Origin of the sequence: Stutzerimonas decontaminans, from assembly GCF_000661915.1 — a bacterium.
Classification (GTDB): Bacteria; Pseudomonadota; Gammaproteobacteria; order Pseudomonadales; family Pseudomonadaceae; genus Stutzerimonas; species Stutzerimonas decontaminans.
In genome coordinates this window covers 678,213-699,717 of sequence record NZ_CP007509.1, presented here as the reverse complement: position 1 = coordinate 699,717, position 21,505 = coordinate 678,213, and the positions used below count along the sequence as shown (strand labels likewise).

The following is a 21,505-nucleotide window of genomic DNA, read 5'->3' as shown; positions in this document are numbered from 1 at the left end:
GCATCACGACGAGATGCGCCGTTACACTGGCCGCCTCCATCGCTGCTGGACGCCCGAAGCAGCTGTCATCTGCCTGAACCTGCCCATGCGCCGAACCAAAGAAGAAGCCGAGAAAACCCGAATCGCCATCCTCGCCTCTGCCGAGCGGCTGTTTCTGGACAAGGGGGTGGCCCACACCAGCCTCGACCAGATCGCCCGTGACGCCGGTGTGACGCGCGGCGCGGTGTATTGGCATTTTCAGAACAAGGCGCACCTGTTCCACGAGATGCTCAATCAGATTCGCCTGCCTCCCGAGCAGATGACCGAGCGCCTGTGCAGCTGCAATCATCAGCAGCCGCTGCAGGCACTGATCGCCCTGCGCAACCTGACGGTCGAAGCCATCAGCACGCTGGCCAGCAACGAGCAGAAGCGCCGGATCTTCACCATCCTCCTGCACAAGTGCGAGTTCACCGATGAACTGCGTGAAGCCGAAGAACGTCATCACGCCTTCATCAATCAGTTCATCGATCTGTGCGAGAACCTGCTGCGCAACGCCTCGGCCTGCCTACGCCCTGGCGTAACGCCACGGCTAGCGGCGCTGTCGCTGCATGCATTGGTGGTGGGGCTGTTCACCGACTGGACGCGGGATACCGAGCTGTTTGCGCCAGAGGTCGATACCAAAGCGCTGATCGACCCGCTGTTCCGCGGTCTGGTCCGCGACTGGCCGGCCGATCCCGACCAGCCCACCGGCTGAGCGATCAGCTCACCTGATAACCCTCTTCGCTGATTGCCTGGCGAATCGCCTGTTCGCTGGCGCTGCTCTGTACCTGCACCGTTCCGGCCGCCAGGTCCACCTGCACCTGCGCCTGCGGGTCCAGCGCCTGGATGGCCTGGGTCACCGCGCGCTCGCAGTGGCTGCAGGTCATTCCGCTCACATTGAATATTTGCATCGTGTTTCTCCTCGATTGGTGAATGCGCCGATTCTCGACCTTGCCACCCGGGCAAGGTCAAGGCACCTGCTGTCGCAGATCATGGTGTTGACCTTGCCATAGGGTTAAGGTCGATCCTGCAGCCATCGCAATCGAGGAGTCTCTGCCATGTCCAGCGCCACCCATACGCTGCCGGTCAGCGGTATGACCTGCGCCAGCTGCGCCGGCCGTGTCGAGCGCGCCCTGCTCAAGGTGCCGGGCGTCGCCGCGGCCAGCGTCAACCTGGCCAACGAACAGGTGCGTATCGAAGGCGATGACCTGGGTGTGGCGACGCTGATCGAGGCCGTGCAGAAGGCCGGCTATGGCGTACCGCTACAGAGCATCGAGCTGAATATCGAAGGCATGACCTGCGCCAGCTGCGTCGGCCGGGTCGAGCGTGCACTGCTCAAAGTGCCCGGTGTACGCAGCGCCGCGGTGAATCTGGCCAGCGAGCGCGCGCATGTCGAGGTGATCGGCACGCTGGATACTGCCCTGCTGATCCAGGCAATCGAGGCTGCCGGCTACAAGGCAAGCGCCGGCGACCAGCAGCGCCCCGAAAAAGATGCCGAGCGGCGCCTGCAGCGCGAACGCTGGGCGGTGATCGCCGGCCTGCTGCTGGCCGCACCGCTGGTGCTGCCGATGTTCGGCGAGCTGTTCGGACAGCACTGGATGCTGCCGGCGTGGATCCAGTTCCTGCTCGCCACGCCGGTGCAGTTCATCCTCGGCGCGCGCTTCTACGTGGCCGGCTGGAAGGCGGTGCGCGCCGGTGCCGGCAACATGGACCTGCTGGTCGCCATCGGCACCAGCGCCGGTTACGGCCTGAGCCTCTATCAATGGTGGGCGACCCCGGCCGGGCAGATGCCACATCTGTACTTCGAGGCCTCGGCGGTGGTGATCGCCCTGGTGCTGCTGGGCAAGTACCTGGAAAGCCGCGCCAAGCGCCAAACCAGCGCAGCGATCCGGGCACTGGAAGCCTTGCGTCCGGACCGCGCGACACGGGTGACCGACGGCCGCGAGGAAGACGTCGCCATCGCCGCGCTGCGCCTGGACGACCTGGTGCTGGTCAAGCCCGGCGAGCGCTTTCCGGTGGATGGCGAAGTGGTCGAGGGCGAAAGCCAGGCCGACGAAGCGCTGATCAGCGGTGAGAGCCTGCCGGTGAACAAGGCGCCGGGCGATCGCATCACCGGCGGCGCGATCAACGGCGAGGGGCGGCTGCTGGTGCGCACCACGGCGCTCGGTGGCGAGACCGTGCTGGCGCGGATCATCCGCCTGGTGGAAGACGCCCAGGCGGCCAAGGCGCCGATCCAGAAGCTGGTGGACCGGGTCAGCCAGGTGTTCGTACCGGCCGTGCTGGTGATCGCCGTATTCACGCTGATCGGTTGGCTGCTCAATGGCGCATCGGCCGAGGTCGCGCTGATCAACGCGGTGGCGGTGCTGGTCATCGCCTGCCCCTGTGCCCTCGGCCTGGCCACGCCGGCGGCGATCATGGCCGGCACCGGCGTGGCGGCGCGCCACGGCATCCTGATCAAGGACGCCGAGGCGCTGGAAGTCGCCCATGCGGTCACGGCCGTGGCCTTCGACAAGACCGGTACGCTGACCTCGGGCAAGCCGCAGATTATCCACCTGCATGCCGTGGACGGCGACGAGGCGCGGATACTGCGCCTGGCCGGCGCCCTGCAGCGTGGCAGCGAACACCCGCTGGCGCGCGCCGTGCTGCAGCGCTGCGAAGCCAATGGCATCGCCGTGCCGGATGTGCAGATGAGCCAGGCCCTTAGCGGCCGCGGCATCGCCGGAACGCTGGACGGCCAGCAGCTGGCGCTGGGCAACCGGCGCATGCTCGAAGAGTACGGCCTGCAGCCGGGCGAGCTGCTGGAAACCGCCCAGCGCTGGGAAGCCGAGGGCCGCACCCTCTCCTGGCTGGTGGAACATACGCCCGAGCCGCGCATCCTCGGCCTGTTCGCTTTCGGTGATAGCCTCAAGGACGGTGCCGCAGCGGCCATTGCCGCGCTGGCCGCGCGGCACATCCGCAGCCACCTGATCACCGGCGACAACCGTGGCAGCGCGCGGGTGGTGGCCGAAGCGTTGCACATCGATGACGTGCATGCCGAAGTGTTGCCGGCGGACAAGGCCGCCACCGTGGCGGAACTGAAGAAAGGCGGCGCCGTGGTGGCGATGGTCGGCGACGGCATCAACGATGCCCCGGCCCTGGCCGCGGCGGATGTCGGCATCGCCATGGGCGGCGGCACCGACGTAGCCATGCATGCGGCCGGCATTACCCTGATGCGCGGCGATCCGCGGCTGGTACCAGCGGCGCTGGAGATCAGCCGGCGCACCTACCGCAAGATCCAGCAGAACCTGTTCTGGGCCTTCATCTACAACCTGGTGGGCATCCCGCTCGCTGCCTTCGGCTTTCTCAGCCCGGTGGTGGCCGGCGCGGCGATGGCGCTGTCGAGCGTCAGCGTGGTGAGCAACGCGCTGCTGCTCAAACGCTGGAAGCCAGAAGAATGATGGTCTTGTCGTCGCTTCGAACGTCTGCAAAGCGGGCGGCACTCTGCCGGCCATTGCCGACGGGCCAGGAGCTCGTATGAACATTGGCCAGGCAGCAAAGAAAAGCGGTCTCTCGGCGAAGATGATTCGCTACTACGAGTCCATCGACCTGATCGCCCCTGCCGGGCGTGGTGCCAATGGCTATCGCCGCTATGGCGAAGAGGATCTGCACCGTCTGGCCTTTATCAAGCGATCGCGTGACATGGGCTTTTCATTGGACGAAGTGAGCCGGCTGCTCGCGCTCTGGCAGGACCGCCAGCGTGCCAGCGCCGACGTCAAAGCCCTGGCTGGCGCCCATATCGATGCGCTTAACCAGAAGATCGATGAGCTGGTAAGCCTACGCGACACGCTGCAAGAGCTGGTCAATGCCTGCCAGGGTAACGACCGGCCTGACTGCCCGATCCTCAGGGACCTGGAATCCGGCTGCTGTCGCCACGGCAGCAACAGCTGAGCAACACGCCGACCCAACTTCGCGGCAGACGGTGATTGCCATATGCTTAGCTCCCTAATAGACTCCGCGCCCCTCGCAAGGAGGCGGTCGCGATACGTCTGCAATCGACCGTTCGGAACATAGGTCGAGCATCACCGCCGCCTTGCCTTCAGGCCTTTGGCCTAGCCGTATGCGCCTGTCCTCCATCGGATCTTAATCAGCTGCCCTGCGCGGGTGGCGAGCCATTCCGTTGATCGATACGCGCTGCCCCGCTTAACCCTTACCAGGCAAAACAGAACCCTTGATGAAAAATTTGATCCTGGCGCTGACGTGCTTCGCATTGATCGCCTGCTCCAAGCCCAATGAACCCGAAAAGACCGTGGATGCCCTGCTGATCGGCGGCGGCATCATGAGTGCAACCCTGGCGACCTACCTGCACGAACTGGAGCCAAGCTGGAGCATGGAGGTCCACGAACGCCTGCCGAGCGTGGCCGACGAGAGTTCCAATGCCTGGAACAACGCCGGCACCGGGCACTCCGCCTTCTGCGAGCTCAACTACACGCCGGAGAAAGCCGACGGCAGCATCGACATCAGCAAGGCCGTGAGCATTGCCGAATCGTTCGAAGTCTCCAAGCAGTTCTGGGCTCATCAGGTCGAGCGCGGGGTGCTTCAGGAGCCGCGCCGGTTCATCAACGCCGTCCCGCACATGAGCTTCGTCTGGGGCGAGCGCAATATCGACTTCCTTCGCAAGCGCCACGCAGCCCTGCATCAGAGTCCACTTTTCAAGGGCATGGAATACTCCGAACAGCCGCAGCAGATTGCCGAGTGGATTCCGCTGGTGATGAACGGGCGCAGCGACGCCCAGCAGGTCGCAGCCACCCGCATGCCGATCGGCACCGACGTGAACTTCGGCGAGATCACCCGTCAGCTGTTCGACGCTCTGAGCAAAAGCGAGCAGGTCAAGCTGCAGCTGCAGCATGAGGTGCGCGACATCGTGCGCAACGACGATGGCACCTGGACCGTCGTCTCCGCCAATCTCGCTGACGGCGGAACCGAGACCAGCGTAAAGGCGCGCTTCGTCTTCATCGGCGCCGGCGGCGGCGCGTTGAAGTTGCTGCAGATGGCCGACATTCCCGAAGCCAAGGGCTACGCAGGCTTTCCGGTAGGTGGCCAGTTCCTCATGACACGCAACCCCGAGGTTGTCGCGCAGCATCAGGCCAAGGTCTACGGTCTCGCATCGGTCGGTTCGCCCCCGATGTCCGTGCCGCACCTGGATACCCGCGTGATCGATGGCGAGCGAGTGTTGCTGTTCGGCCCCTTCGCCACATTCTCGAGCAAGTTCCTGAAGAACGGTTCGCTGATGGACCTCCCCGGCTCCTTGAGCACTGACAACGCCGTGCCGATGGTCCAGGCCGGCCTGGATAACCTCGATCTCAGCCAATACCTGGTTGGCCAGCTCATGCTCAGCCAGGAAGATCGTATCGCCGAGCTGAAGGACTATCTCCCGGAGGCTGATGCCAACGACTGGGAGCTGATCACCGCGGGGCAGCGCGTCCAGATCATCAAGGACGATCCGGAGAAAGGCGGTGTACTGCAATTCGGCACTGAAATCGTCAGCGCTGCGGACGGCTCCATTGCCGCGCTGCTGGGCGCCTCGCCTGGCGCCTCGACCGCCGCGCCGATCATGCTCAACCTGTTGAAAACCACCTTCAAGTCGCAGGTCGAATCGGCTGCCTGGCAGGCGAAACTCAAGAACATGTTCCCGGCTTACGGTCTCGCGCTGAACGATGACGCAGCCCTCACCGAACAGGTGCGTACCATGACCAGCCAGCGGTTGCAGCTCGATACGGCTGCAGCGGCCACCCTGGAAATTTCGCCGAACTGATCCGGTGCACGAAGAATCCGCCTTGCGGGTTCTTCGTGACTTGTGGGCCGTTCGCCGACGTCGCAGAAGCCTCGACGACCATTCGTCGACTTTATGGCGTCATATTTAGAACACCCTCAAGTCACTATCCATGGTGCCGAGAACACGGCATGCCTCTGCTGTCGACGGTCTGTCGCGGCCCATCTGATCGTCCCCCAAGTGGTATTTCAATGAACAACTGGTTTGCAAACATTGGCGTCAGCAGGAAACTCGCACTGGGCTTCGGCGCCGTGCTGGTCCTGACCCTCATCCTCGCTTGGAATGGCTGGGGCAGCCTTGGCAGCGTCATCCAACGCAGCGGCTGGATGACCGAAATCTCGCTGCTGAACAAGACGCTGACCGATCTGCGCATCGCCCGTCTGCAGTTCATGCTGGCCAACGGCGACGCCGAGTCCACCGAACGGCTGGACAAGAACCTCGGCATCTACCTGGCGCAGCAGACCAAGCTGCTCAATACGTTCAAGAATCCGATCAACGTCACTCAGCTCAAAGAGCAGGCCGGCTACAACGCGCAGTATCAGAATTCGCTGAACGACATGCGCAAGGCCTATGCGCAGGCCAACGCCGCGCGCACCACCATCGATGGCGCCGCCACTCGCCTGGGCGAGCTGACCGCCGGCGTCACCAATCATGTGCTGCAGCTGCCGGACTATGAAGAAGATCGCTTCGCGCAGCTCCTGGCGATCAGCCAGATCAAGGAAGACGTGCAGCGCGCGCAATACCTGCTGCGCGTCTATATGGCAGCACCGGCCAACGATGCCGTTAAGGCCATCTACACCCAGCTTGATACCGCGCAGGCCACGCTAGGCCGCCAGGCCGGAGCTCTCGACGCCGACAGCGGCGCCGCAATGCAGCAGGTCCGCTCGGTGCTCGGCGAGTACCGCGGCGCCATCGAGTCGCTGGAGACGGCCACCCAGGCGATCGCCAAGGCACGCCAGGAGATGACCGATCAGCAGAAGGAAATCGTCCGCATCAGCGACTCGCTCTACCAGTTCCAGCTCGACCGTCTCGATATCGAAAGCGGCGATGCACGCAGCCGCCTGATCGTCAGCACACTGTTGGCGCTGGTGCTCGGTGTGCTGGCCGCCTGGGTCATTACCCGGCAGATCATCCTGCCGCTGCGGGCCACCCTGGCTGATGTCGAGCGCATCGCCTCCGGCGACCTCAGCGAAACCGCGCAGATCCAGCGTCGCGACGAGCTGGGCGTGCTACAGCGTGGCATTCAGCAAATGGGCTCGACGTTGCGCGAGCTAATCGGCGGCATCCGCGATGGCGTCAGCCAGATCAGCGCCGCCGCCGAGGAGCTGTCGGCGGTCACCCAGCAGACCAGTGCCGGCGTGAACAGCCAGAAAGAGGAGACCGACCAGGTCGCCACCGCCATGCACGAGATGTCGGCCACCGTTCAGGAAGTCGCGCGCAATGCCGAGCAGGCAGCCCTGGCCGCCACCGAGGCGGACGGCGAAGCCCGCGAAGGCGACCGTGTGGTGCTCGAGGTGGTCAACCAGATCGAACGCATGGCCGACGCCGTGGTGCGCTCCACCGAGGCGATGACCGCGCTGCAGAGCGAAAGCGACAAGATCGGCAGCGTGATGACGGTGATCCGCGCCGTGGCCGAGCAGACCAATCTGCTGGCGCTCAACGCCGCCATCGAAGCCGCCCGCGCCGGAGAGGCCGGACGTGGTTTCGCCGTGGTCGCCGATGAGGTGCGCGGCCTGGCGCAACGTACGCAGAAATCCACCGAGGAGATCGAGGGGCTGGTCGCCGCACTGCAGAACGGCACCCAGCAGGTCGCGGCGATCATGCACACCAGCCGCGACCTGACCGACAGCGGCGTCGAACTGGCGCGCCGTGCTGGCGCTTCGCTCAGCAGCATTACCCGTACCGTTTCGAACATTCAGGCGATGAACCAGCAGATCGCCGCGGCCGCCGAAGAGCAGAGTGCGGTAGCCGAAGAGATCAGCCGTAGCGTGGTGAACGTGCGTGACGTGTCGGAACAGACCGCTGCAGCCAGCGAGGAAACCGCGGCGTCGAGCACCGAGCTGGCCCGTCTGGGCGGTCAGTTGCAGATGATGGTGAGCCGCTTCCGGCTCTGACGGAACGCAAGCGCCCGGCGAGACAGGCCATGTCTCGCCGGGCGAAGGCTCAGCTGGCCTGGGATTGCAGGTAGTTCTGCAGGCCGATGCGGTCGATCAGCCCGAGCTGCTGCTCGAGCCAGTAGGCGTGGTCTTCCTCGGTATCGTGCAGTTGCAGCGCCAGCATATCGCGGGTCGGATAGTCGCCGTGCTGTTCGGCCAGCGCGATGCCCTGGGCCAGCGCGGCACGCACCTTGTACTCCAGCGCCAGATCGTTGCGCAGCATTTCCGGAACGGTATGGCCCGGATTGATCGGCTCCGGCGTCATGTCCGGCGTGCCTTCGAGAAAGAGGATGCGCTGCAACAGTGCATCGGCGTGCTGCGTCTCTTCTTCCATCTCGTGGTTGATGCGCTCGTAGAGCTTGCTGAAGCCCCAGTCGGCATACATCCGCGAGTGCAGGAAATACTGGTCGCGCGCCGCCAATTCTCCGCGCAACAGCTCCTTCAGATAGTCGATTACCGGTGCCTGGCCTTGCATTGCCTATTCCCCATGACTGATGCGTCTTCAACAGCGGGCAAGCATCCCCGCTGAGTCTGTGCCGGTCAAGCGCTGCGCAGCCGCAGCGCGCCAGCTTCAGTGTGGCAGAGCCCGGGCAGAAAGCGACCGTGTGGTCACGTCATTGGCAACACTTTGCCGGCGAACTCCTGCGCCGGCGCGGGGCTCTATTGTCAGTCCCAGCGGGTGCCAAAGTGCCCGCAACGCCCATCAGACAGGAGCCCCGATGACGTCAACGCGAGCATTCCCAGCGTCCCGGGCCTGGTTGACGATCATCGTCTGTGCGCTGCCGCTGCTCGGCGGTTGCTCCTCGGAAGCCGAGCCGGCACCCGAACCGCCAAGGGTGGCGCTGGTCGAGCCCTTGCGGCCAGCTGAACCCAAGGCCGAAGCCCTGCGCTTTTCTGGTGTGGTGCAGAGCGTGACCACCACCCAGCTGTCGTTCGAGGTAGCCGGGCGCATCGAGCGCATCCTGATCGACGAAGGCACTCGCGTGCGCCGCGGGCAGCCGCTGGCCCAGCTGGACCGCACCGACTACCGCCTGCAGATGCGCGAGGCCGAGGCGCGCCTGCGCCAGCTGGAAGCGGATCTGGCGCGCAAACGCACTCTGCTTGCCGAAGGCATCCTCGCCCCGGCCGCCATCGAAGCGCTGGAGGCCAACACCGTGGCCGCCCGCGTGGCGCGCGATAGCGCCCAGCGCGATCTCGATCACAGCACCCTGAACGCGCCATTCGATGGCGTGGTGGCGCGCCGTCTGGCCGAGCCGGACATGGTGGTGGCGGTCGGCACACCGGTGTTCGAGATGCAGGACAACCGCCATATCGAGGTCAGCGTCGACCTGCCAGAAAGCGCCGCGCTGAGCATTCCGCTCGGACCCGAGCTCGAGGCCGAGGCTGAACTGGTGATCGCCGACCTGCGTCTGCCGCTGCGCTACAAGGAACACAGCACTCAGCCGCGCGAAGGCGCGCGCACCTATCGCCTGGTACTGCAGGGCGAACCGCCGGAGGATTTCAACCTGCTGCCCGGTATGGCCATGCGCGTCAGCCTGCAACGGCCCGCATTGCCGCAGACAGCCGATGACGGTTTCCGCCTGCCGCTATCGGCATTGCAGACCGGCAGCGACGGCAAACACTTCATCTGGCAGGCTGACGATGGCCGCGCGCGGCGCCATCCGGTTCAACTGCAGCGAGTCGATGGCGATCAGGCGCTGATTCGCGGCGATGCTCTGCAGGCGCAGATGCCGATCATCGTCGCTGGCGGCAGCAAGCTGCACGACGACCAACCGATCGAAGCGCGGGAGCGGAACTGAGCCGATGGATTTCGCCCGTTACGCCATCCACCGCCCGGTCAACATCTGGATTCTGGTACTGATCTGTCTGTTCGGCGGCATTCTCGCGTTCTTCGAGATCGGTCGCCTGGAGGACCCTGAGTTCACCATCAAGCAGGCCATCGTCAATGTGCAGTACCCCGGCGCCACGGCGCTGGAGGTCGAACAGCAGGTGACCGAGCCGCTGGAAAGCGCCATCCAGCAGATGTCGCAGATCAAGGAGATCCGCTCGCGCTCGATGCCGGGCATCGCCGAGATCCGCGTGGAGATGCAGGACCGCTACGCTGGTGATGCGCTGCCGCAGATCTGGGACGAGCTGCGCAACAAGATCAACGATGCCCAGGGCGACCTGCCGCCCGGCATCGAGCCGCCGCAGGTCAACGATGATTTCGGCGACGTCTACGGCATCTTCTACGCGCTCACTGGCGACGGCCTGACCCTCAAGGAGCTGCACGAAACGGCCAAGGACCTGCGCCGCGCGCTGCTCACCGCCGACGGCGTCGGCAAGGTGGAGATCGCCGGCGTGCAGGAGGAGCGCATCCTGGTGGAGGTCGACCAGGCGCAGCTGGCCGCACTCGGTGTTGCTCCCGACGAGATCGCCGCGGCGCTGGCCGATACCGATGCCGCCGTCGATGCCGGCGGGGTGAATGCCGGTGAATTCTTCGTACGCCTGCGCCCGAGCGGCGCTTTCGATTCGCTGGAAGAACTGCGAGCGCTGCCGGTCGGCCAAGGACCGCAGCGGGTCGAACTGGGCGCGATCGCCAAGCTCTCGCGGGAATATGCCGAGCGGCCGCAGCAGATCATCCGTCACAACGGCCAGCAGGCGCTGACGCTCGGTATCAGCGGGGTTTCCGGGGCGAATATCGTCGAGGTCGGGCATAGCGTCGAAGCGGTCCTGCAGGCCAACGAGCACCGCATGCCGCTGGGCGCCGAGCTGCATCCGCTGTATGAGCAGCATCAGATCGTCGACGAATCGGTAAACAGCTTCGCGCTCAACGTGTTCCTCTCGGTAGCCATCGTGGTCGGCGTGCTGTGCATCGCCATGGGCCTGCGCGCCGGCTTCATCATTGGCGCGGTGCTGTTCCTCACCGTGCTCGGCACGCTGCTGGTGATGTGGCTAGCGGGCATCGAGTTGGAGCGGATTTCCCTCGGCGCGCTGATCATCGCCATGGGCATGCTGGTGGACAACGCGGTGGTGGTCTGCGACGGCATGCTGGTGCGCCAGCGCCAGGGCAAGAGCATTCTCGAAGCATCGCAGCAGACGCTTCGGCAGACGCAATGGCCGCTGCTCGGCGCGACCATCATCGGCATCCTCGCGTTCGCCGGCATCGGCCTGTCCCAGGACACCACTGGCGAATTCCTCTTCTCGCTGTTCTTCGTCATCGCCGTGTCGCTGCTGCTCAGCTGGCTGTTGGCGCTGCTGCTGGTGCCGCTGTTCGGCCATTACCTGCTGCGCAATGCAAAAACCGACGAGGACCCCGACGCCGCGTACAACGGCCCCTGGTACAACCGTTATCGGCGGCTGGCCGGTGGCGTGCTGCATCGGCCCTGGCTGACCATCGGCGTGCTGGTGGTGCTGACGGTGGTCAGCGCAGTGATTTTCACCCGCCTGCCGCAGAGCTTCTTTCCACCGTCGAGTACGCCGCTGTTCTACGTCAACCTGTTCCTGCCGCAGGGCACGCATATCCGCGATACGGCGCGCACCGCGAGCGACGTCGAGGAGTACCTGGCGGAGATGGAGGGCGTCAGCGGCGTGTCCAGCTTCATCGGCGCCGGGGCCTCGCGCTTCATGCTGACCTACATGCCGGAGCAGCCGAATTCGTCGCTGATGCACTTTCTCGTGCGCACCGAGGATGCCGAGCTGATCGACGGCCTGGTGCGGCAGATCAACCAGGAGTTGCCGCAGCGCTACCCCTCGGCCGATGTCACGGCTGCGCAGTTCATGTTCGGCCCCAACGCCGAGGCCAAGCTGGAGGCGCGCATCAGCGGTCCGGATATCGAGGTGCTGCGAGCCATCTCCGCCGAAGGCCGCAAGCGACTGCAGGATGAGGGCAAGGTATTCAACGTGCGCGACGACTGGCGCCAGCCGGTGCTGGTGCTGCGCCCGCAACTGGCCCTGGATCGCCTTGCAGACGCCGGTCTGACCCGCCAGGCGGTGGCGCGCGCGTTGGCCGCCGGCAGCGAGGGCCAGCGGGTCAGTCTGCTACGCGAGCGCGACGAGCTGATCCCGGTGCTGCTGCGCGCCGCGCCGGAGGACCGCGTCGGCAGCGACGACCTGCTGCAACGTTTGATCTGGAGTCCGGCGGGCAACGGCTACGTGCCGCTGGCGCAGGTCGCCGATGGCATCGAGCCAACCAGCGAGGACAGCATCATCGTGCGCTACGACCGCGAGCGCACCATCTCCATTCGCGCCGAGCCGCGGGATGGCGAGAATACCAACGAGGCACACCAGCGCATCCGTCCCCTTATCGAGGGCATCGAACTGCCGGTCAACTACAGCCTGAAATGGGGCGGCGACTACGAACAGTCATCCGATGCCCAGCAGGCGCTGGCCAGCACGCTCGCGGTGCCCTATCTGGCGATGGTGCTGGTCACCGTGCTGCTGTTCGCTAAGGTGCGCCAGCCGCTGATGATCTGGCTGGTGGTGCCCATGGCAATCTGCGGGGTGAGCTTCGGCCTGCTGCTCACCGGCCAGGCGTTCGGCTTCATGGCGCTGCTCGGCCTGCTCAGCCTGACCGGCATGCTGATCAAGAATGCGGTGGTGCTGGTGGACGAGATCGACCGGCAGATCGATGACGAGGTGCCGCGGCTGACCGCCATTATCGAAGCCTCGGCGTCGCGCCTGCGACCGGTGATGATGGCCGCCGGCACCACGGTGCTGGGTATGGTGCCGCTGCTGTTCGACCCGTTCTTCGCCAACATGGCGGTGACCATCATGGGCGGCCTGGGCTTCGCCACGCTGCTGACCCTGCTGGCGGTGCCCTGCCTGTACCTGCTGTTCATGAAAGTGCGTCCGGAGGAAACCGCATGACCGCCAAGGCCCTGGCCGCCCCGCTGCTGCTCGCCCTGGCTCTGAGCGCCTGCTCCAGCGCACCGCAGCATGCCGATCCGCAACTGCCGGAAGGCTGGTTCAGTGCCGCCGGCGCGCAAGCAGCGGATGCCGAAACGCTGGCCGCCTGGTGGCACCAGTTCGATGACCCGCAGCTCACCGCGCTGGTCAGCCGCGCCATGCAGCAGAACCACGATGTACGTCTGGCGATGGCGCGCGTAACGGCTGCACGAGCCCAGCTGCGCCAGTCGCGTGCCGGCCTGCTGCCGAGCTTCGACCTGCCCGGTTCGGCCAGCCGCCAGTGGGTCGAGAACGATCAGGACGCCGAACCTGGAAGCCCGCTGGCCGACTTCATTCCTGACGATGATGTGATCAGCGTCGACACCTGGGAGCTGGCCTTGCAGGCGACCTGGGAACTCGACCTGTTCGGCGCCACCCGCGCCCGGCGTGACAGCGCGGCCCGGCAACTGCGTTCGGCCGAGGCGCAGACGGTGGCGGCGCGGCTCGCCGTGGCCTCGAACACCGCACAGGGCTATCTGCAACTACGCGCGCTGCAGGGCCAGCGCGCCCTGCTGGTCGAAGGCATCGAAGTGGCGCGCGAGCTGGAGCGCATCGCCGGGCTGCTGTTTCACGCCGGCGAGGTGACCCGACTGGATGTGGAAGCCACCTCCGCCGAGCGCGCGTCGCTGGAAGCCGATCTGGACGAGCTGGACATTCATCTGGCCGAAGCGCAGCTGGCGCTGGACACCCTGCTCGCCGAGCCGCCGGGCAGCACCGCCGCGCGTCTCGCCGCCAGCGCGCCGGTGCCGCTGGCCGAGCAGCGCATCGCCCCCGGCCAGCCCGTCGACTTGCTGCGCCGCCGTCCGGACCTGATCGCCGAAGCGGCGCGGCTGGACGCCGCCGAGCTGCAATCGCTGGCCGCCCGCCGCGACCTGTTTCCGAAACTGGCGGTGCAGGCCGCCGTGGGTCGCTCGGGCTTCGCGTTGGGCGACGCCATTTCCAGCGCCTCGAAATTCGCCCGGGTCGGCGCCACCTTTGGCCTGCCGCTGCTGGACTATCCACGCCGCGGCGCCGCCATCGACCTGGCCGATGCCGAGGGCGAGACGGCCTATGTCGCCTTCGAGCAGGCCCTGACGCGAGCCTTGGAGGAAGTAGAGCGCGGCCTGACGAGGATGGCCGGTCAGCAGCGCAGGCACACGTCCCTGAGCCGCACCCGCGAGCACCGTGAACGGGCACATCGGCTGGCGCAACGCAGCTACGAGCTGGGTGAGGCGAACCTGAGCGAGGTGCTGGACGCCCAGCGCGGTGCGCTGCAGGCCCGCCAGCGGGCGCTGGAAGGCAGGACCGCGCTGGCGACGGCGCAGGTGGCGTTGTATGTAGCGTTGGGTGGTGGGTGGCAGGCGGAGGCCGCGGAAACTTCGGATACACCGAGCGAGGCCAGTGCTTTGGAGCGATCACAGCCCTGATTGGCGTTCAGGGACAACAAACCTAGAGAGCTCTGCGGGTTCGGATGGCGGGGCGCCCTTCTCGTTGGTTGCTTTCTCCTGGCCCAGGCGACGTTGTGCAGGCAAGAGAAAGCAACCCCGAGCAGGGCGGAACCAAACTGGCAAACGGCTGGCTAATCAACCCAACCGCACGGTACCTGAGCAGCCAACGATCAACCCCTCATCCATGGCGGCTCCGGCGGCTCATCCTTCGGCGCATCGTCCGCGCCGCGCAAGGCCTCCCGCCGCTCCTGCTCGGCCAGCGTGGCCTTGATCTCCCGCATTACCGCTTCGATATCCGCGGCATCTTCCGGCTCGGCAAACTCGCCAGTCAGCTCGGTTTCGGGCGTCAGCTTGCCCTGCTCATACAGCGCCCACATCTCCTTGGCATAGCGGGTGAACTTGAGCTCCGGTGCGAACCGGCCGAAATAGGCCGACATATTGCCGACATCGCGCTCGAGCATCTCGAACGCGTGGTTGTTGCCGGCCGCATCAACCGCCTGCGGCAGGTCGATGATCACCGGGCCGTGTTCGTCGAGCAGCACGTTGAATTCGGACAGGTCACCGTGCACCAGCCCCGCGCAAAGCATCTTGACCACTTCGTGGATCATGAAGGCATGGAACTCGCGGGCATCGTCCGGATGCAGCTCGACGTCATTGAGCCGTGGCGCGGCGTCGCCATCCTCGCCGGCGATCATCTCCATCAGCAGGACGCCATCGAGAAAGTCGTACGGCTTGGGCACACGCACGCCGGCGTCGGCCAGGCGAAAGAGCGCCGCGACTTCGGCGTTCTGCCAGTTCTCTTCCTTCTCCTTGCGGCCGTGCTTGGATGCCTTGGCCATGGCGCGGGCATCGCGGCTGCTGCGCACCTTGCGGCCTTCCTGGTACTTCACGGCCTGGCGGAAGCTGCGCTTGTTGGCTTCCTTGTAGACCTTGGCGCAGCGCAGCTCATCGCCACAGCGCACCACGTATACCGCTGCTTCCTTGCCGCTCATCAGCGGCCGCAGCACCTCGTCGATCAGGCCATCCTCGATCAGCGGTTCGAGTCGTTTAGGCGTTTTCATCAGCGGCTTGCAGGTCCTTCTCGGTCAGGGCGATGCTGCAGGTTACGGCAATCACGGGGCGGCTTCCATGCTCCCCATCGACTTTGAAAGCACGCTTTGGATTGGCGCACGGCCCGCCGAGGTCCGACAATCGCTGCATCAACCAGGGGAGTCGCGCCATGCTCGACCAGGACCGCTGCTGGCAAGCGCTATGCGAACGTGATGCCGCCTTCGATGGCCGCTTCGTATTCGCCGTGCGCTCGACCGGCATTTTCTGCCGCCCCAGCTGCCCGGCACGCCGGCCGGCCCGCGAGCGTACGGCGTTCTATATCGATCCGGCAGCGGCCCAGGCCGCCGGATACCGGCCATGCCGCCGTTGCTCGCCCTGCGGCCCGAGCCCGAGCGAGCAGCTCGATGCACTGGTGGTCGCCGCCTGCCGCCTGCTCGACGAAACCGAAGCGCCGCTGCCACTGCAGCAGCTGGCCGCGCGTATCGGACTGTCGCCTGCCTATCTGACACGCGCATTCAAGGCGCGCACCGGCATGACGCCGCGCGCCTGGTCAGCGGCACGCCGCCGCGAACGCCTGGAAACCCACCTGGCGAAAGCCGATTCGGTACTCGATGCCGCCCTCACCGCCGGCTATTCCGGCACACGGGCGCCCTATGCGGACGCGCAGGCGCTGACGCCGGCCCAGCGCCGCCGCAAAGGTGCTGGCGAAACCCTGCGCTATGCCCTGGCGCCCTGCCCGCTCGGCCTGCTGCTGATCGCCAGCAGCGACAAGGGTGTCTGCGCGCTGCTATTCGGTAACGACGAAACGGTGCTGGAAGACGAGTTGCGCTCGCGCTTTACCGCCGCACAACTGCAGCGCGATCAGGCCGGGCTGGGTGAATGGCTGCAGGCAATTGTCGGCCAACTGGAGGAACCACAGCGGGCCGCCCAGTTGCCCCTCGACCTGCGCGGCACAGCCTTTCAGCAACGGGTCTGGCAGGCATTGCAGCAGATCCCCGTCGGCGAGACCCGGCGCTACGGCGAGCTGGCGGCGACCCTCGGCAGCCACGCCCGGGCAGTCGCCCGCGCCTGCGCCAGCAACCCGGTCGGCCTGCTGGTGCCCTGCCACCGCGTGGTCGGCAGCCATCAGGCGCTGACCGGCTATCGCTGGGGCCTGGAACGCAAGGCCGCACTGCTCGAGCGTGAAGCGCAGGGTGATTCGGGAGCCTGAGGTGTTTTCGGCGGTCGGATACTTCAGTGCCGCCAACCGCAGGAAGCCCGCCATGACCGATCTAAAGCGTTACCGCATTCACTACCGCATCAACGGCGAGCCCGCCTCGCTGCTGATCAGCTCGTTCGAAGTGCCCGGTCTCGAGCAGGCCGAGCTGGAAATTCTGCTGCATCACGTGCGCGAGCCGCGCGCCGCCGGCGACGCGCCCTGGGAAGACCCGGTCCATCCAAGCGAGGCCAGCCGACTGAGCGAACTGGGCGTCAGCGACATCCAGATCGAAGAGGAAAGCCGTTGAAGGCGATGTAGCATTACCGTCCGCCCACCGTACGGAGCCTGTCGTGCAACTGATCGACACCCATACTCACCTCGATTTCGAAATGTTCGATGACGACCGGGCGCAGGTCATTGCTCGCAGCCAGAACGCCGGAGTCGAGCGCATTGTGGTGCTCGGTGTACATGAAGCCAATTGGCAACGTGTCTGGCAGCTGGCCTGCGAGCAGCCGAGTATTTATGCCGCGCTGGGCCTGCACCCGGTGTTCATCGAAGAGCATCGGGACGAGCATCTGCAGCAATTGCGCGACTGGCTGGAGCGCCTGCACGGCGATCCCAACCTCTGCGCCATCGGCGAGATTGGCCTGGACTACTACGTCGAGGATCCCGACATCGAGCGTCAGCACGAACTACTCGAAGCCCAGCTGGCACTGGCCGCGGAATTCAGCCTGCCGGTACTGCTGCATGTGCGTCGCGCCCATGCACCGATGATCGCCATGCTCAAGCGACACAAGCTGGAGCGCGCGGGTGTCGTGCACGCATTCAGTGGCAGCTGGGAAGAGGCGCGGGAGTACTTGCGCCTGGGCTTCAAACTCGGGCTCGGAGGCGCCGGCACCTGGCCGCAGGCGCAGCGCATGCAGCGGGTGCTGAAACAGTTGCCGCTGGATGCCATCGTGCTGGAAACCGACTCGCCGGACATTCCACCAGCCGGCCACGCCGGCGAGCGCAACAGCCCGGAACTGCTGCCCGATATCTGCCGGATGCTGGCCGAGCTGAAGGGTGTCAGCGCCGAAGAGCTGGCCACAGCCAGCTATCGCAACAGCTGTGAACTGTTCGGCTGGCCGCAGCCCTGAACGCTGCCCGTGCTCAGACCCGGAACGCGCCGATCAGCTGCTGCAGCCGTCCCACCAGCTGAGACAACTCGCGGCTCGCCTGCTCGGTATGCCCCGCTCCCTCGGCGGTCCGCTGGCCGGCCTCGTTGATGGCAACGATGTTGCGATCGATATCGTGCGCCACCGCAGTCTGCTGCTCCGCCGCCGCCGCGATCTGCTGGTTCTGATCGACGATCAGCCCGACCGCACCAAGGATATTCTCCAGCGCCTGCTCCACCTGCCCGGATTGGCCGACGGTGTCTTCGGCAAGCGCATGGCTGGCGTGCATGGTTTTCACCGCCGCGCCGACGCCGTTCTGCAGACGCGCGATCATCTGCTCGATTTCCGCGGTGGACTTCTGCGTCCGCTGCGCCAGCCCGCGCACCTCATCGGCAACCACCGCGAAGCCACGCCCCTGCTCCCCGGCACGCGCTGCCTCGATGGCGGCATTGAGTGCCAGCAGGTTGGTCTGCTCGGCAATCGTCTTGATAACGTCCAGCACCTGGCTGATCGCCTTGCTATCACCAGCCAACTGGTTGATCACCTGCACCGACTGCTCGATTTCACCAGCCAGCCGCTGGATACCACCGACCTGCGCCACCACCAGCTCGCGACCGCTGACGGTCTCCTCGTTGACGCTCTGCGCGCTGCCTACCGCCGCCTCGGCACTGCTGGCAACCTCCTGGGCCGTGGCGGACATCTCGTTCATCGCCGTGGCGACCTGCTCGATCTGGCCGCGCTGCTCGGACACGGTCTGGTTGCTCTCGCCGGAGACGCTTTCGACCCGCTGCGCCTGGCGCTCGACCTCGGCGACCGTCTGACCGACGCGCTCGATCAGTTCGCGGATCTGCGCCACGGTGGTATTGAACACCTGCCCCAGCTCGCCCAATTCGTCGCGGCTCTGCACCTGATAGCGGACGGTCATGTCGCCACCGGCAACCCTGCCCATGATCTCACCCAGGTTGTGCAGCGAGGCGCGTGTCGAAGCGTAGAAACCGGCATACAGGTACGCCACAAGGCACAGCACCACCGCCAGCGCCGAGAGCAGCAACGTCATCAACAGGCGCTTCTGCTCCAGCCGCTCGGCCAGCTCCACCTCGAGGTAACCGAGGATGGCATCGTTGAGCTGGTAGGTCTTCGCCATCTCGGCGCTGATGCGCTCGTAGAACTGCTCCCACGGGCGGTCCAGCGCATCGGCCATGATCACCTCGTCCTGCAGGATGTCGCTGCTCGCCTGCAGCGACTCACGGCTGGCGTTGGCGAAGGAATCGAGCTTGCGCCGCGCGGCCTCGCTCGCGCCGAGAGCATCCTGCAGTTGCGCGGCGTACTGCGCCTGCTGCTTTTCCAGCTCCAGCACGAGGTTGTCCAGCGTGTTGCTGGCATCGGAGTTCAGGTAGCCCTGGCCGAAGGTGTAGGAGCCCACCGCGCGGCCCTCGCCGAGCGATGCGCTGATGGCCGGGGTTACCGTAGTCAGCAGCTCGGCCAGCAGACGTACCTCGCGCTCGAGGTCCTGGCTGAGACCGGACTGCCCGGCGACCAGCTTGATCATCACCTGCGACTGCCCCAGCAGCGTTTCTGCCATGGCAGCTTTGGACTGTACTGATTGCTCGGCCTGGGCGGCATTCAGCCCGGCTACCAGACCATCGCGGCGAGCATTGAATTCGGCCACCTGTTCGGGCGCATCGCCGACCGGCGCAAGGGCCTGCAGCTGCGCTGCCAGCTCCGCTTCGACACGGTTCAAACGAGTCTGCAGCGCCTCGACATTGCCGGTCTGGCCGATGATCGACTCGATTCGCACGAGGTCCTTCCAGTCCTCCATGCTGCGCCGCACCTGCAGGGTCGAGCCGAGCAGCTCCAGGCTCTGCAATTCCGTGCGGGTGCCGACGAACGCCCGGTATGAATCGCGCACCAGGTAGTAATTGCTCAGCAACATGGGAACGAAGAACAGGACGCTGACCAGGCTGAACTTCATGCCGAAGCTCAGGCGGTTCATGAACGCGATCGCGGGATACAACAGACTATTCACACGACGTCTCCCAATTTTATTGGTATGGGCTTGCACGCAATTGCAGCGCGCAGCAGGGCTCGTCAGAGAGTGGCATCTGCCCGGGTTATACGGGATATCGGTAGGTGCTTTTGTAACTTAAGGTAATAGCCAAATGATGGCCATCCGACAAGCGGTTGCTGCCACAGGCGCAGCCGCTCTGGCTCGCAGGCTGCAGCGTGTCGGCGCGCGAATGGCCATCCAGCAATTTGATGGCTGGCCATTCACTGGGCCTGCTCCTGCTCAGGCGAGGAGGGTCAGGACCGCAATCACCGCGTACCAGAAGACCCGTGTGCGCACCAGCAATGCGGCTATTCCATCGAGCCGGGCGATGCCCGCCTCACCATCGATTTGAGGCGACAGGTCGGCAGCCAGCGGGCCCGCATCAGCCAGCAGGCGCCGCGCAGACACATCCCAGCTGAGCAACTCGTGCAGCAATGCCCGGTTGACGGCGACAAAGTTGCCGACCAGGGCGAAGCTGCCCAGCAGCACCCGCACCGGCAGCCAGTCGAAAGCATGCCGCAGCTGCTCGGCGCGCTCGCGCAATCCTTCTAGCTCGGCATGTTCGGCGCACAGCGCCAGCAACCGGTAGGCCAAGGCCGCCATCGGCCCCAGCAGCAGGTACCAGAAGATGACGGCGAAAAAACCCTCGTAGCTCTTCCACAGCAGCCGTGTCTGCACCGCCTGCAGCAGGCTGGGCGGATCCTGCTCCTGCAAGCCGATGTCCCGCTCGGCGGCCAGTGCCGCCGCCTCCTGATCACCGCGTCGCCACGCATCGCGGAAGGTACCGAGCTCGGACTTGGCATGCCCACGGCCCAGGCTGTAGAGCAGCACCAGCAGATGCAGCGGCAGGCTTAGCCAGCCGTACGCCAGAGGCTCCAGCGCCGCCAGCAGCAGGCCGAGCAGCGCCACCGGCAGCAGCACCAGCAGAAGCAGTACAAGCCAGGGCGCCCGCTGCAGGCTGGGGCTGGTTTCGGCCTGACGCAGTCGCGTCAGCCAGGGTCCATCGTTCTGCAGGCGTGGTCGCCAGTCGGAAAATTTGTCCACCAGCAGCACGAGCAGGATTACCAGAAAACTCATCGCTCTTTTCCTTTCGTCAGCAGGTAATGGTAGCCGTGCGCAACCGCTGCCAGTCGAATGCCGGGCCGGGGTCGGTCTTGCGCCCGGGGGCGATATCGCTGTGACCGCAAACCCGCTCGGGGGTGATGGCCGGATAGGCGCCCTGAAGAACCCGGCAAAGCTCGATCAGCGCCTGATACTGCGCCTCGCTGAAGGGTTGGTCATCAGTCCCCTCCAGCTCGATGCCAATTGAGAAATCATTGCAGCCGTCACGGCCATCGAAACAGGACACACCGGCATGCCAAGCACGGTCCAGACAGGAGACGAACTGAGTGATCGCGCCATCACGCTCGATGAGAAAATGCGCCGAGACTTGCAGTTCGGCGATTTCTTCGAAGAACGGATGCTCGCAGCGCTGCAGTGCATTCTGGAAGAACTGCTGAACCTTGCCGGTACCAAACTGCCCCGGCGGCAGGCTGATGTTGTGAATCACCAGCAGGGATATCTCGCCGGCCGGACGCTGGTTGAAGTTCGGCGACGGGCAGTGGCGGACGCCATGACACCAGCCGGTGGCGCAATCCAGATGCATCTTGAAGGTCCATGCTGACAGCAAGCCCGCAGGCTAGCGCCTGCACGACGGCGCCTGCAAGCGCAGCCGCCACGG

The 21,505-nt window shown here is 65.5% G+C and carries 17 protein-coding genes; 11 read left to right on the top strand and 6 right to left on the bottom strand.

The features are described from left to right. Nucleotides 1-85: 85 nt before the first annotated feature. Nucleotides 86-733: a TetR family transcriptional regulator gene (locus UIB01_RS03145; protein ID WP_038665361.1), complete on the top strand. Its 648-nt coding sequence runs from the start codon at nt 86-88 to the stop codon at nt 731-733. A gap of 4 nt (nt 734-737) precedes the next feature. Here the strand turns inward: UIB01_RS03145 and UIB01_RS03140 are convergent, their stop codons facing one another. Then, nucleotides 738-929: a heavy-metal-associated domain-containing protein gene (locus UIB01_RS03140; protein WP_038656784.1), complete on the bottom strand. Its 192-nt coding sequence runs from the start codon at nt 927-929 to the stop codon at nt 738-740. A gap of 147 nt (nt 930-1,076) precedes the next feature. On the opposite strand from UIB01_RS03140, the gene UIB01_RS03135 reads away from it, so the two are divergent. The 4 genes from UIB01_RS03135 to UIB01_RS03120 all read left to right on the top strand — a co-directional run bounded on the left by UIB01_RS03135 (nt 1,077) and on the right by UIB01_RS03120 (nt 7,941). Next, entirely contained in the window at nt 1,077-3,455 is a 2,379-nt protein-coding gene (locus tag UIB01_RS03135; protein WP_038656782.1) for a heavy metal translocating P-type ATPase, read from the top strand. Between the two features lie 76 nt (nt 3,456-3,531). Continuing rightward, entirely contained in the window at nt 3,532-3,945 is a 414-nt protein-coding gene (gene cueR, locus UIB01_RS03130) for a Cu(I)-responsive transcriptional regulator (protein ID WP_038656780.1), read from the top strand. Nucleotides 3,946-4,228: 283 nt separating this feature from the next. After that, nucleotides 4,229-5,809: a malate dehydrogenase (quinone) gene (gene mqo / locus UIB01_RS03125; protein ID WP_051605038.1), complete on the top strand. Its 1,581-nt coding sequence runs from the start codon at nt 4,229-4,231 to the stop codon at nt 5,807-5,809. A 209-nt stretch (nt 5,810-6,018) separates the two neighbouring features. After that, entirely contained in the window at nt 6,019-7,941 is a 1,923-nt protein-coding gene (locus UIB01_RS03120) for a methyl-accepting chemotaxis protein (RefSeq protein WP_038656778.1), read from the top strand. Between the two features lie 49 nt (nt 7,942-7,990). On the opposite strand, the gene bfr is transcribed toward UIB01_RS03120, so the two are convergent. Continuing rightward, nucleotides 7,991-8,458, bottom strand: a complete 468-nt coding sequence (bfr, locus tag UIB01_RS03115) for a bacterioferritin (RefSeq protein WP_038656776.1) — start codon at nt 8,456-8,458, stop codon at nt 7,991-7,993. A 244-nt stretch (nt 8,459-8,702) separates the two neighbouring features. On the opposite strand from bfr, the gene UIB01_RS03110 reads away from it, so the two are divergent. From UIB01_RS03110 to UIB01_RS03100, 3 genes are read left to right on the top strand one after another with little or no spacing between them, the layout of a single operon-like run. Further along, a complete protein-coding gene (locus UIB01_RS03110; protein WP_038656774.1) occupies nt 8,703-9,782 on the top strand; it encodes an efflux RND transporter periplasmic adaptor subunit in 1,080 nt (359 codons plus the stop codon). Between the two features lie 4 nt (nt 9,783-9,786). Beyond that, entirely contained in the window at nt 9,787-12,831 is a 3,045-nt protein-coding gene (locus UIB01_RS03105) for an efflux RND transporter permease subunit (protein ID WP_038656772.1), read from the top strand. Next, complete coding sequence (locus UIB01_RS03100) at nt 12,828-14,315, top strand: efflux transporter outer membrane subunit (RefSeq protein ID WP_038656769.1); 1,488 nt, start codon at nt 12,828-12,830, stop codon at nt 14,313-14,315. The genes UIB01_RS03105 and UIB01_RS03100 overlap by 4 nt, the downstream gene beginning before the upstream one ends. Nucleotides 14,316-14,506: 191 nt before the next feature. On the opposite strand, the gene UIB01_RS03095 is transcribed toward UIB01_RS03100, so the two are convergent. Continuing rightward, nucleotides 14,507-15,397: a PA4780 family RIO1-like protein kinase gene (locus UIB01_RS03095; protein WP_038656767.1), complete on the bottom strand. Its 891-nt coding sequence runs from the start codon at nt 15,395-15,397 to the stop codon at nt 14,507-14,509. Between the two features lie 158 nt (nt 15,398-15,555). Here UIB01_RS03095 and ada point away from each other — a divergent pair, with 158 nt between their 5' ends. From ada to UIB01_RS03080, 3 genes are read left to right on the top strand one after another with little or no spacing between them, the layout of a single operon-like run. Beyond that, the gene (gene ada, locus UIB01_RS03090) at nt 15,556-16,596 is read left to right on the top strand and encodes a bifunctional DNA-binding transcriptional regulator/O6-methylguanine-DNA methyltransferase Ada (RefSeq protein ID WP_038656765.1); all 1,041 of its coding nucleotides are present in this window, start codon (nt 15,556-15,558) and stop codon (nt 16,594-16,596) included. Between the two features lie 52 nt (nt 16,597-16,648). Beyond that, complete coding sequence (locus UIB01_RS03085; protein ID WP_038656763.1) at nt 16,649-16,891, top strand: hypothetical protein; 243 nt, start codon at nt 16,649-16,651, stop codon at nt 16,889-16,891. A 43-nt stretch (nt 16,892-16,934) separates the two neighbouring features. After that, complete coding sequence (locus UIB01_RS03080; protein WP_038656761.1) at nt 16,935-17,720, top strand: TatD family hydrolase; 786 nt, start codon at nt 16,935-16,937, stop codon at nt 17,718-17,720. Nucleotides 17,721-17,733: 13 nt separating this feature from the next. Here UIB01_RS03080 and UIB01_RS03075 read toward each other — a convergent pair whose 3' ends face one another. The 3 genes from UIB01_RS03075 to ampD form a co-directional block, all read right to left on the bottom strand. After that, on the bottom strand, nt 17,734-19,764 hold the full coding sequence (locus tag UIB01_RS03075) for a methyl-accepting chemotaxis protein (protein ID WP_038656759.1): 2,031 nt from the start codon (nt 19,762-19,764) through the stop codon (nt 17,734-17,736). A gap of 261 nt (nt 19,765-20,025) precedes the next feature. Then, complete coding sequence (gene ampE, locus UIB01_RS03070) at nt 20,026-20,862, bottom strand: regulatory signaling modulator protein AmpE (protein ID WP_038656757.1); 837 nt, start codon at nt 20,860-20,862, stop codon at nt 20,026-20,028. 16 nt (nt 20,863-20,878) lie between these two features. Then, on the bottom strand, nt 20,879-21,430 hold the full coding sequence (ampD, locus tag UIB01_RS03065) for a 1,6-anhydro-N-acetylmuramyl-L-alanine amidase AmpD (RefSeq protein ID WP_038656754.1): 552 nt from the start codon (nt 21,428-21,430) through the stop codon (nt 20,879-20,881). Nucleotides 21,431-21,505: the final 75 nt, after the last annotated feature.